The 10,991-nt window shown below is 62.2% G+C and carries 10 protein-coding genes, 1 tRNA gene and 2 pseudogenes; 7 read left to right on the top strand and 6 right to left on the bottom strand.

The features are described from left to right. Positions 1 to 292 precede the first annotated feature (292 nt). Positions 293 to 946 (bottom strand): histidine phosphotransferase ChpT, encoded by a 654-nt coding sequence (chpT, locus tag IVB27_RS28325; RefSeq protein WP_247344761.1) that lies wholly within the window; start codon positions 944 to 946, stop codon positions 293 to 295. A gap of 171 nt (positions 947 to 1,117) precedes the next feature. On the opposite strand from chpT, the gene IVB27_RS28330 reads away from it, so the two are divergent. Continuing rightward, positions 1,118 to 1,951 carry a 3'(2'),5'-bisphosphate nucleotidase CysQ family protein gene (locus IVB27_RS28330; protein ID WP_247446256.1) on the top strand — a complete coding sequence of 278 codons (834 nt, stop codon included), beginning with the start codon at positions 1,118 to 1,120 and terminating at the stop codon, positions 1,949 to 1,951. Here IVB27_RS28330 and IVB27_RS28335 read toward each other — a convergent pair. Further along, the gene (locus tag IVB27_RS28335) at positions 1,941 to 2,426 is read right to left on the bottom strand and encodes a YHS domain-containing (seleno)protein (protein WP_247446262.1); all 486 of its coding nucleotides are present in this window, start codon (positions 2,424 to 2,426) and stop codon (positions 1,941 to 1,943) included. The genes IVB27_RS28330 and IVB27_RS28335 overlap by 11 nt on opposite strands. A gap of 139 nt (positions 2,427 to 2,565) precedes the next feature. Here IVB27_RS28335 and IVB27_RS28340 point away from each other — a divergent pair, with 139 nt between their 5' ends. The 3 genes from IVB27_RS28340 (at position 2,566) to IVB27_RS28350 (ending at position 4,818) form a co-directional block, all read left to right on the top strand. Further along, the gene (locus IVB27_RS28340) at positions 2,566 to 3,171 is read left to right on the top strand and encodes a DUF1134 domain-containing protein (RefSeq protein ID WP_247344767.1); all 606 of its coding nucleotides are present in this window, start codon (positions 2,566 to 2,568) and stop codon (positions 3,169 to 3,171) included. 118 nt (positions 3,172 to 3,289) lie between these two features. Next, entirely contained in the window at positions 3,290 to 4,588 is a 1,299-nt protein-coding gene (locus IVB27_RS28345; protein WP_247446257.1) for a coiled-coil domain-containing protein, read from the top strand. Positions 4,589 to 4,743: 155 nt separating this feature from the next. Next, a tRNA-Val gene (locus IVB27_RS28350) sits at positions 4,744 to 4,818 on the top strand. A gap of 400 nt (positions 4,819 to 5,218) precedes the next feature. Here the strand turns inward: IVB27_RS28350 and IVB27_RS28355 are convergent. Both IVB27_RS28355 and IVB27_RS28360 read right to left on the bottom strand, forming a co-directional pair. Beyond that, positions 5,219 to 5,506, bottom strand: a complete 288-nt coding sequence (locus IVB27_RS28355) for a hypothetical protein (protein WP_247446258.1) — start codon at positions 5,504 to 5,506, stop codon at positions 5,219 to 5,221. 69 nt (positions 5,507 to 5,575) lie between these two features. After that, complete coding sequence (locus tag IVB27_RS28360) at positions 5,576 to 5,773, bottom strand: Dabb family protein (protein ID WP_247446259.1); 198 nt, start codon at positions 5,771 to 5,773, stop codon at positions 5,576 to 5,578. Between the two features lie 275 nt (positions 5,774 to 6,048). Between IVB27_RS28360 and IVB27_RS28365 the strand changes: the two genes are divergently transcribed. The 3 genes and pseudogenes from IVB27_RS28365 (at position 6,049) to IVB27_RS28370 (ending at position 9,261) form a co-directional block, all read left to right on the top strand. Continuing rightward, a complete protein-coding gene (locus IVB27_RS28365; RefSeq protein WP_247300651.1) occupies positions 6,049 to 6,243 on the top strand; it encodes a chorismate-binding protein in 195 nt (64 codons plus the stop codon). Between the two features lie 92 nt (positions 6,244 to 6,335). Then, positions 6,336 to 6,477: pseudogene (locus tag IVB27_RS43815) on the top strand (IS110 family RNA-guided transposase); the annotation flags it as partial. 906 nt (positions 6,478 to 7,383) lie between these two features. Further along, complete coding sequence (locus IVB27_RS28370; RefSeq protein ID WP_247282075.1) at positions 7,384 to 9,261, top strand: NEL-type E3 ubiquitin ligase domain-containing protein; 1,878 nt, start codon at positions 7,384 to 7,386, stop codon at positions 9,259 to 9,261. 672 nt (positions 9,262 to 9,933) lie between these two features. Here IVB27_RS28370 and IVB27_RS28375 read toward each other — a convergent pair. Both IVB27_RS28375 and IVB27_RS28380 read right to left on the bottom strand, forming a co-directional pair. After that, a pseudogene (locus tag IVB27_RS28375) lies at positions 9,934 to 10,602 on the bottom strand (IS110 family RNA-guided transposase); the annotation flags it as partial. 3 nt (positions 10,603 to 10,605) lie between these two features. After that, on the bottom strand, positions 10,606 to 10,991 hold a 386-nt coding region (locus IVB27_RS28380), incomplete at its 5' end, for a transposase (protein WP_247446261.1).

The raw sequence follows: 10,991 nt of genomic DNA on the forward strand, positions 1-10,991 counted from the left end.
CGTTGTTCGGCTCCTGCTCGAACTTCACAAGCTGATTGTCCACCGTGTCCAGGCTCTCGCCGGTTTCCGTCAAAAACTCCCGCAACAGATCATCCATGAAAACAGGCCTTCATACAGGGAGGGCGCGCACGTGACGTGATGCGCCATTTCGGAATGAGGCCAGCTTCACCGCAAAGCGTTTAATAATGGTTGAGTATGTGCAAAAGAACGGAACCAACAAAGAGATAAGGCGCTCCGGACAAGCCGAAGCGCCTCGTAAAGATTCGATTAACGTTTGAGAGCGGCTTCGTGTCTACGAAGCGATTATGGTGATGGCCTCGCCTTCGTGCGCAAGCCTCACGGTGAGCCCGCAAGCCTCTGCCAGCAGCCGCGTGTAATAAGGCTGGATCGCGTGCGCATCCGCGGCCGGGCCGCGCTCGCCGCTCAGGAGCTCGGAGATGTTCTGCGGCAGGCGCGCATTATGTCCGGTCGCGGTGATGCGGAAGCTCATCGTCTCGCCCTCGCCGATCGGGTCGATCGTCAGCGTGCCGCCGCGCGGGATCGTGTGCTGCGAAACGACCAGCATGTTGAGTAGCAGCTTGACGCGATTCTTCGGCATCAGGATCCGCGGCAGATTCCAGGTGATCGAGCACTTGCCGTCCTCGATGTGGCCGCGCGCCATGGTCTGGGCATCGCCGAGATCGATCTGCGCGCCGGACGAGCCGGCCGCCCCGAAGGCGAGTCGGCAGAACTGGAGGCGCGCGGAGGCGGTTTTCGCGCTCTTGCGAATCAGGTCGAGCGCGAACTCGCGGTCGTCGGGCTTAGGGTTGTCGTCGAGCACTTCGAGCCCATTGACGATGGCGCCGACAGGGCTGATGAGATCGTGGCAAACGCGCGAGCACAGCAGCGCAGCGAGTTCGAGCGCATCTGGAGCGGTCGCGGTAGCGGGTGACGAAGCGTCAGACATAAAGGGTTCCTGGAATTGCACGGCGCGGACGCGGCGAATCACGCATGCTTGACGAATGCCGCGGGTTCTAGCATTCGCAAGCCCGTGGCAGCTAGCTTGCGATCGGCTCGAAGCGGCCATAAAGCCGCGGCGAATCACTCAAGTAGGGATGGAATCGCCGATGAATGAGGCATGCAGGTGAAGCGGATCATCGACGGCGCGGCCGCCTCCCACCTGATGGAGCCGCTCACCGCCCTGGTGGTGAAGGCCGGCGAGGCCATTCTCGCGGTCAACCGCGCGGCGATGCGGGTCGACGGCAAGCAGGACGGCTCGCCCGTGACGGAGGCCGATCTTGCCGCCGACCGCATCATCGCGGACGGCCTGGCGCAGCTTGCGGGCGATATCCCGACGCTCTCGGAAGAGCGGACCCAGCTCGCCTCGCCGCCGTTCCGCGACAGTTTCTTCCTGATCGACCCGCTCGACGGCACCAAGGAGTTCGTCGCCGGACGCGACGAGTTTACCGTCAACCTTGCCCTCGTGACATCAGGCGTGCCGCTGCTGGGCATCGTCAGCGCCCCGGCGCTGGGGCTGCTCTGGCGCGGTATCGTCGGCCGCGGCGCCGAGCGGGTGAGGTTTGGCGGCGCGACCATCGGCGCGGCCGAACCGATCCATACCCGCAAGCTGCCGACGCCGGGCGAGCCCTGGATCGCGGCGGTGAGCCGCTCGCACGGCGATCCCAAAAGCGAGGCATTCATCGATGGCCGGCCCAATGCCGTGCGAAAGACGGTCGGCTCGGCCGTGAAATTCGGCCGGATCGCGGAGGGCAGCGCCGACATCTATCCCCGCTTCGGGCCAACTTGTGAGTGGGACGTCGGGGCCGGCTGCGCGGTCGTGACCGCGGCCGGCGGCAGGGTGACCGACGGCAGGGGTGGCGAACTCCGCTTCGGCGCTCGGCACGATGGCGGCTTCATCATCCCGGCGTTCATTGCCTGGGGCGACCCGCAGGCGGTGGTTGCTACTGACTGAGCTTGTCCTGGAGGGTCGGCCAGCGCTTGCCCACCTCATGGAGGAAGCGCTCGGGATTGGCGGCGAAGGCGTCGCGATTGGATTCCCGGCTGAACAGATAAAGCCGCTGCGCCGCGATCACGAACAAGCGCGGATTGCCGGCGACGGTCACGCCCCGGGCGATATCGACCGGATCATAGCCGCCGAACTGCGGTCCGTAGATCTCGGGGTGGGCCAGGAAAGAGGCCCGGTTGCCCTCGTTCCGGAACCGCCAGACAGCGTCCCAGAGGTTCGCTTCGAACTCCGCCGTGCCCTGCACGGCCGCGCCATCGACGAAATAGGCCACGGGGTCGAAGCCCTCGATCGCTACGCCGTTGAAACGATTGACGACGATCCGCTCGGTGGTGGCCGCCCGCGCCGGCAACCCCGGACAGATGATCCAGATGCCCGACAGCAGGCAGACCAGAAGGCCGATCAAGGCAATTCCGGGGCGCAAAGGGCTGGCTTCCTGCCGTTGTGCCGTCATAGTTGCTGCGGATAACATCCGAGTCGAGGGGACATTCGGCGCAACCTAGAGCCGCGCCTGTTGGCGTCAGGTTAAGGAAGCGACCGGTTTCGCTACCAGGGGTTCTTTTATGACTTTCGCATCACGCCTTGCTGCGTTCGCGCTTGCCGCGATGGTCGGCTTGATCGTGCCGGCCGCCGCCCAGCAGGCGGCGCCACCTAATTTGCCGCCGCCGCAGCGGACCCAGACGCCCAGCACCTATGGGCCGGACGAACTCGTGAACGCCGGCCACCGCTTCTTCGGCAACGTCTCGCGCGGTCTTGCCTCGATCATCGAGAAGGCGGTCAGCCAATGGGGCCTGCCCAACGGTTATATCCTCGGTGAGGAAGGCTCCGGCGCCTTCGTCGCCGGCCTGCGCTACGGCGAAGGCACGCTCTACACCAAGAACGCCGGCGATTTGCGCGTGTACTGGCAGGGCCCCTCGCTCGGCTTCGACTGGGGCGGCGACGGCGCACGCACCATGACGCTGGTCTATAATCTGCCCGCCACCAATGCGATCTATCAGCGCTTCGCCGGCCTCGACGGCTCGGCCTACATCATCGGCGGCTTCGGCATGACGGCGCTCACCGCCAACAACATCGTGCTGGTGCCGATCCGCTCGGGCCTCGGCCTGCGGCTGGGAGCCAATATCGGCTATTTGAAATTCACGCCGCGCGCGACCTGGAACCCATTCTAGGTTTCCGCTTTCCCCTCCGGCGACGGATCAAGGTTAACGACATGTCGGGGCTGGCTTTTTGCCGGCCCCGCATGCAATGTCGTTGGTAAATTTTTCCTTAGCTCTGGAGTTCTGGCCCATGGTCGAACCGATCATGTACCTGGCGATCGGTTTCCTGCTCTCGATGCTGTGCGGGCTTGCGATCGTGCCGCTGGTGCATAACCGTGCCGTGCGCCTGACCACGCGCCGGCTCGAGGCGGCGACGCCCCTGTCGATGGCCGAGATCCAGGCCGACAAGGACCAGCTCCGCGCCGAATTCGCCATGTCGGCGCGACGGCTCGAGATGAGCGTCGACCAACTCAAGAACAAGACCACGAGCCAGCTCGCCGAACTCGGCAAGAAGAGCGACGCCATCAACCGCATGAAGATCGAGCTCGGCGAGAAGAACGCCACGATTTTCGCGCTCGAGGCGCGCGAGAAGGCGGTGAAGGAGCAGCTCCGCGCCACCGAAGAGGAATTCAACACCAAGACCGAGGCCCTGCGCGCCGCCGAGAATGCGCTGACCGACAAGCGGGGCGAGTTGGCAAAAATCAATTCCGAGCTATCCGACCGCTCGATGATGGCCGAGAGCCGCCAGGTCGAGCTGGTCGCGGTCCGTGCGCAGATCGAAGAGCTGAAAAACCGCGTCGGCGACGCCGAGAAGGAATTTGCCGCAACGCAGACGCGGCTGACGCAGGAACGCACCGAATCCGAGACCGCCTCGCGCGAGCTTGGCGACGCCCGCGGCCGCGTCGAAAATCTGAGCCAGCGCGTCAACGAGCTCGATCGGCAGCTCATCGTGCAGGTCAAGGAAGCCGAGCTGCTGGCGGGCCGCGTCACCGACCTCGAAGGCCGCCTCGCCACGCAGGGCAAGCTGCTTGCCGAGCGCGACTACGAGAATAACCAGCTCCGCCAGGCCAATGAGGGCAACGAGCGCACCGTCAAGGAGTTGCGCGTCGAGATCGCAGCGTTGAGCGGCGGCAAATCGTCGGCCGCAATGGAATCGCTCCGCGCGGAAAAGACCGCGCTGGAGGAGCAGCTCCGCACCGCCCGCGACGAGCGCGCCAAGCTCCAGCGCGACATCAACGCGATCCAGCAGCAGGCCGAGAGCTCCTGGGCGACCGAGCGGATGGAGAACGCGCTGCTGCGCGAGCGCATCAACGACATCGCAGCCGAGGTCGCAAAGCTCGCGATGCAGCTCGAAGGCCCGAACTCGCCGATCGAGGCCCTGCTTGCGGCCGAGGCCGGCCAGCCGCCGAGGCCGACGCCCCGCCCGGCCAATGACGCCGCCACCAATGGCACGGCCGCAGGCACCCTGCCCGAAGGCGGCGGAACACTCGCCGAGCGCATCCGCGCGCTCCAGGCCCACGCCTCCCGCGCCCGCCAGCAGGGCGCGTAGGCGGCCCCAAAACGGTCTCACCGCCGCATTGCGCCGTCTCTGGAAGGTTTTCGGGCCTTGAGGCGCCCTCAAAACTTGACACCTTCGGCCCGCACTTCTAAATCGCGGGCTCCAATGCGCCGGCCGGCCGAAAGTCCGGCCTGCATGATGGTCCCGGGTGCATAGCTCAGCGGGAGAGCGTTCCCTTCACACGGGAGAGGTCCAAGGTTCGATCCCTTGTGCGCCCACCATTAACCTGGTTAGATCAGCCACTTAGCGGCGATGTTCTCCAAGTATGTGCCCCAAAAAGGCGGGGGCACAATAGGGGCACCAATGATGGTGCGAGGTCTACAGAACGGCTCGGCTGGTCATCGTACGACCGTTCGATGTTCTCCCCCACCCAACCAGTGTAGGCGACCTCGTTTGTCTCGACGCGCTCTTGTCCTGCGACGTTCCTGCACTGTTTCGCTCTGCCTTTAGTCCTTCTCAGGCGGTAAGCTATCACTCTGCCGAGCAGCAGGACTTCGGCTGCGTCCCTAAAGAAAAACCCGCCAGCGACGTAGGGCTAACGGGTTCTCATTTGCCCGTGCGTATCCGCGGTACTCGTCACCCATCCGCGATGGCACATCGTGCAGCCATAACGATCGACGTTTAGGTTATCACCGTCTCTTGCTGGCTGATGTGTTGCTCGCCTTGATGAAGGCGACGCTCGGCCAAGGTCAAGAATGAGGGGCGGCAGCGGTCTCGCTTACCTTCGCTCTGGCTCAAAGCGACCGAGCCGCCGTGGGCCACACCAGACTTCGATCGGTTGGTTTGCCTCCCCGGCAGAGCCAAGCTGAAGTGAGCTTCTTCCGCGTTGCCGCACTCGATCTCCTGCACATCGAGTGTCTTCTGCCCCAGTCGTCGAGCGTCGATCCGCGCGAAGCTAATGACCTCCACGGAAGCATCTACTCAAAGCTCATCGCGAAGTTGCGGATTGACTTCGCTCAGGTCAGTCCGCTCCGAGAGCTACTGCCGGATCGACTCCTGGTAAAGCTCGTGCGCTTTATAGGCTTCGAGTTCGACTTCGTCGTCGAATTCACCGCAGACGATCACGTCAATTTCGTTGCCAAGCCGGTCACTCTTGCGCTTGCGAGCGAGCTCAAGCCGGCGTGCGTGCGGGATTTTGGCGAGAACGGAAAGGCCGTCGCGCCGATCTCCCGGCATTCCAGGGCGGCGCCGCCGGCTTTTTTTGGCTAGGAGCTGAACAGGACGCTGGAACGATACCGTCGGGAGGCATCGCTTGCCTCAGGCACTCCTATATCTTTACGAGGCGTGATAAGCTTGGATTACCGCCATGACAAATGCTGGTCCTTTCTACCGGGTGGCCGGAGCAGGATCCGGTTCGCCGGCGTGAGAGAGCTCGCCGAACAGTCGAAGAATTTGTTGGGCTGGTTACAGTCTCAGCCCCCTCCTTTACACCAGGCCAGGCCGTCACACGCGTGATTGATCTGTCGGGTGACGCCTTCCAGGTCAACATTGCGCAGCGCTTCAGCGCTCGCCTGGCGAACTCGTTCGATCTGATAGCCTTCTATTGTCAGCTGCGGAAAATGAATTCGGCTCCCTTTGCCGACCTTCTTCGGTATGGCAAGCTCACCATTGCATCGAGTTCGCCCGAGCATTTCACAAAAGTTTGACGCGCCGGCAGATCAGCTCAAAGGCGCGGCCGATCGCGCGAAATGCCTGCTCACCATCGCTGAAATCGCCGCTCACCATCAGCGAAACGCGGAAGGCCTTGGGAATAAAGCTCGCGAAGCGTGTCGGTATGAAAAGGCAACGTCGCCATTGCGCACAATATCTCTGTGATCCTCCACTGCATTTCCGTCGACGGCATGTCGTTTGACTGGGGCCACGCGCCGGCCCGGCCTTAATTTGCAAGTTTCTGGCCCGGTCCGCCGGGCCGGCGATGTCCCGCTGAGACGGTGGTCGACCTCGGTCAATCGACTGGTGGCGAGCTCGCCCGCCCGCCATTGCAGAGGATGACCCACCCGATCCGGACATCATCATGAGGCGCTGGCGATCTCGGAAAGGACCATAACCCCGGCGACGGGCAGCTGATCGCATTGCATTTAGGTGACGGCTAATCGACCAAGAGAACCGAGCTGGTTATCGATCCGAGTCTCGGCCGCATCGAGTTCCTACTGGTCAAGGATTAGACAATCGAAGCCGTCGAGGCGAGAGGAGCGTGGGTCGCGACAAATCGCGCCGAGCAGGTGGCTTTTGGACGAGACCGTCGACCGCGATAAGGGCATGTCCGACAGCCACCGCGACATGGGTCTTACCGCTGTCGCTCGGGCCGAAACCCAGGATGTAATCAAACACTCGATCTGATCCGCGAGAACTATGCGGATTTTCGGTCGACGAATGGCATCGGATGTCGTCAGCAGGGGACGTTGCGCGAGTGAATGGATGCGGCTCCATTGATAGGGCCGTCGGCACACTGGCGTCTTGTCCTGCGGCTCGTCAGCTCATGGACAGCTAAGCCTGCTATGGTGAGACGCCGCTGCCTGGACCGCCAGATCCAGTTTGATCTGCGGAGGAGAATGGGATGTGCCCTTGATGGATGTCAACCAATTGGACGACTCAAATTTCGCGAACGTACTATGATCGGCTGCATCTGACCGCGAACGAATGGGTAGCGTGTTCGGGCGGTCCTAGGTTGGCAAGCCCGGTCTTGGAGCCTGCTTTATCATGTCTCGGTACTCACTCAGTAGCGATGGCGATCAAGGTAGAGAACCGCCGCTCCGGCGCCACTTCCTTCATTTAGAAGAAGAATTATGCATACAGAACAGACCCAGCGAAGCGCCCGCATTGATTCCGAAACTTCCGAACGTGGGCACCGGCAAAGCTGCCTGTGCGGTCTCACTCAGGCTGCAGCACAGTGGGTCGAAGCCTTGAGGGTGGCCACCGGCCCTTCCCCGGCTCAAGGACAGCTGGAAAGCTGGGTCGCCGAACCGGGACAGGGCGAACAGGAGGATCGGCGAGAGGCAGTAAGCCGAGTGAGAGCCTGGCAGGAAGTGGCTGATGTACACGTGCCGCTGAATCTGGCATCTCTGGCGCTAACCACTTTGCCCGTCCTGCCGCCAGAGATGCAGGGGCTCTCTATCATGCACAATCGGCTGAGTAGTTTGTCGATCGAGGGCCAGGCCAACCTCCTCTGGCTCGACGCCAGCAACAACCTGCTGACCAGCCTGTCCGACGCTTTTCCGGCCGGACTTCAAGATCTTAATGTCAGCGGCAACCGGGTGAGCGGCCTGCCTGCCGCCTTCCCGGCTGGGCTCCGTCGGCTCAACCTCAGCAACAATCGGTTGACCAGTCTGACCGATACCCTACCAGCAACGCTTCAGCAGCTCGACGCCAGCAACAACCAAGTGACCGATCTGCCCGAAGCCTTGCCAGCTGGGCTCCGTCGGCTCAACCTCAGCAACAATCGGCTGACCAGTCTGACCGATACCCTGCCACCAACGCTTCAGCAGCTCGAGGCCAGCAACAACCAAGTGACCAGTCTGCCTGCCGCCTTCCCGGCTGGGCTCCGTCGGCTCGACCTCAGGAACAACCAACTGACCAGCCTGCCCGAGACGTTGCCGACGCAGCTCGGCTCGGAATGCCGCGTTCAGCTAGAAAATAATCCGCTGCCGGAGCGGGTGCTAACGAACTTGGCGTCAACCTTGAATAGCCAGGACTATGCCGGACCGCAGATCTTCTTCTCGGTGCATGACGGGGCGGCGCAAGATCAAGCGCGGCCTCTGTGCGAGGCGGTCGCGGCTTGGCTCCCAAACGAACCGAACACAGCAGCGCTCTGGCGAGCCTTCGCAGAAGAGCCGGGTGCTAAAGAATACGCTCGCTTCCTCGATAGGCTACTGGACACGGTGAACTCTAGCAATTCCGAGTTCCGGGTGGGAGTGGCAGACGATCTGCGGCAGGCGGCGATCAGGCCGGGATTGCGCGCCCAGTACTTCCAGTCGGCCATTGGAGCAAGCGCGAGCTGCCAGGATCGCATCACTTTGGCTTGGAACGACATGCAGACCGCACGGCTGAACGCTGATGTCGAGGAGGGAGCCTACGACGGGCGCCTCGACAAGCTCGTCGAACAAGGCCGGGTCATGTTCCGTTTGGGCGTGCTGGACGGGATAGCCCGAGACAAGGTCAGCTCGCTCCGGTTCGTCGACGAGATCGAGGTCTATCTCGCATATCAAGTCAAACTGCGCGACCGGCTGGACCTGAAGCACATCGCCCCAGCCATGCGCTACTTCGGTGTGGCTCACGTGGACGAACATGACCTTGCCACCGCCGAGGCCGTCGTGCGAAGCAAGGAGGCGGCGGAATTCGCCGACTATCTGGCAACGAGCTGGCAACCCTGGGACACGGTGCTGCGCCGCATCGCGCCCGAAGCTCATGCAGAGATGCAGGATCGGCTCGTCGATGCGATGGGTGAGGAGTTCGAGAGCCGACTGACGGAACGGCTCACTGATCTTCATCTGAACGGCGACGCTGACGCCGAGCGGCAGCTCGGGGCCAAGATCCGCGACGAGATCGCCCGCGAGATCAATGGCGCGCTGACGCGCCAAGTTCTCGGGGAACACGGCCTCACGCTGCAGCCGGCCGCGCCAACGCAGGTCGCGAGGGGAGACGGCGGGCGCGGTCGGGGATCGTAGCGGTCGATGTTCGGAACAACAGACTCGGCTCTCATTGTGTGATCCACGCTTACGATCACTCCCTCTCTAGAAGTATGTTGGGCCAGACGAAGCGCCGGCGAGGCTGCCGACATGAGTGTTCACTGATGACACTGATTGATGGCCACGAACAGCTTGGTCGGGCTGATGGGATCGACAGGAAATTCCATTTGAACCTGAGGATTGAAACACCCGGCCGGGCGGTCGGAGTGAGCAGCCGAAAGGGTGGCCGCGGGACGTGGATACGCCTGGGTCATTCGCTGGACGTGGGCACCGCTGATCTGTAATCTGTCATTCGGCCCTTTAATTGCAGTTTGTTGTCAAGCTTACATTTCTGAACTCGCCCACGGCACAGTGGTAGTGCTCGCGCCGTCGGAGCTGGTCCGGGTTGCGGAGACGGCGCGGGCGCGGCTAATACGTGCTTTGCCGGCCAGGCATTGGATCGCCCGGGGTTGTTGATGTCTTCGCTGGGGTCATGGTCCTTTCCGAGGTCGCGGAGCGCCTCATGATGATGTCCGGGTCGGGCGCCTCAACGTCTGCAGCGGAGTACAGTCAAGCCGCCACCAGCCGAATGAACGAGGTCGCCACAACACCGTCCCAGCGGGACATCGCCAGTCCGGCAGACCGGACCAGGAACTTTACATGATCGGATGAGGCTTCCTTCGCCTGGCCCCAGTCGAAAGATGTGCCATCGACCCAGATACAGTGAAGAACGAGGGCGATTTTGCGCACGATGGCGACCTTTGCCTTTCGCATGCCAATCCGCTTGGCGAGTTTCATGCCCCAAGCCTTGAGAGAGGACCATTTCTTTGTTCGATAAAGCAGGACGGTCGCCGCCTCGTACAGGTAAGTTCGGAGAAGACGGTCGCCCCATCGTGATATCTTGCCATTGATGTCAGTTTCGCCAGACTGGTTGCGTCGAGGCGTAAGACCCAAATAGGCGCCGACGCTTGATGCCGATCGGAAGCGCGATGGGTCGTCGATCGTATGGCGGAAGGTCAACGCGGTCACCACGCCGACACCAGGAACCGTCATTAGGCGGCGCGTCGTCTCATCCGACTTCGCCAATTGGCGGACTTCGTCGTCGAACTTGCTTTGCTGCTTGCAGATCTGCTCATGGATCGACAGAAGCGGCGCGATCACACCGAGGAGCTGATGATCCTTGCCCAATAGCTCGCAGACCTGATTGCGAAACCGCAGTCCGATCGCGCGTGGGAAGAGCAAGCCGTATTCTTTGATTAGACTGCGGACCTGGTTCTCGATATCTCGACGAATTGTGTTTCGGCATGGAATAAGGGCTCTGACGCAATTTTGGTGCAGCACTGGTCATGTGGCACCGATTAGTCGAGCCTGCAGCAAGTCGAGCTTGGCGCGTCCGTACATTTGGCGCTTCACCAGTTTAAGCTTGGTGATCTGGCCCTCGGTCTGTCCGTTGGACCAGGACGTTGTGATCGCTGCGCTGACGGCGGCCTTGTCCTTGATGACGCCGTTGGCGAAAGACATTACGAGGCTTGCGCGTGCCCGTTCCAACCATGGTTCAAGCTCTATGGGAGCCTTCTTGCTATAGCGCGACAATCTGGATGGGAAGCGCGCGACAATCAGGATGGCGAGTGGGTGTCGCGGCGAGGTGATGATTGCCGCGATGATTGTCGCGCGCAAGAGTTTTGTTCGCTCTGATTGTCGCGGAGCGTCAATCAGCGAGTGTTTTTGGT

Source organism: Bradyrhizobium sp. 197 (assembly GCF_023073375.1).
Taxonomy (GTDB): Bacteria; Pseudomonadota; Alphaproteobacteria; order Rhizobiales; family Xanthobacteraceae; genus Bradyrhizobium.

What these genes read in the sequence shown, in the direction of transcription:
- chpT (WP_247344761.1), bottom strand. Translation starts at nt 946, where the DNA reads ATGTCTGACGCTTCGTCACCCGCTACCGCGACCGCTCCAGATGCGCTC.
- IVB27_RS28330 (WP_247446256.1), top strand. Translation starts at nt 1,118, where the DNA reads ATGCAGGTGAAGCGGATCATCGACGGCGCGGCCGCCTCCCACCTGATG.
- IVB27_RS28340 (WP_247344767.1), top strand. Translation starts at nt 2,566, where the DNA reads ATGACTTTCGCATCACGCCTTGCTGCGTTCGCGCTTGCCGCGATGGTC.
- IVB27_RS28345 (WP_247446257.1), top strand. Translation starts at nt 3,290, where the DNA reads ATGGTCGAACCGATCATGTACCTGGCGATCGGTTTCCTGCTCTCGATG.
- IVB27_RS28360 (WP_247446259.1), bottom strand. Translation starts at nt 5,773, where the DNA reads ATGCCGGGAGATCGGCGCGACGGCCTTTCCGTTCTCGCCAAAATCCCG.
- IVB27_RS28370 (WP_247282075.1), top strand. Translation starts at nt 7,384, where the DNA reads ATGCATACAGAACAGACCCAGCGAAGCGCCCGCATTGATTCCGAAACT.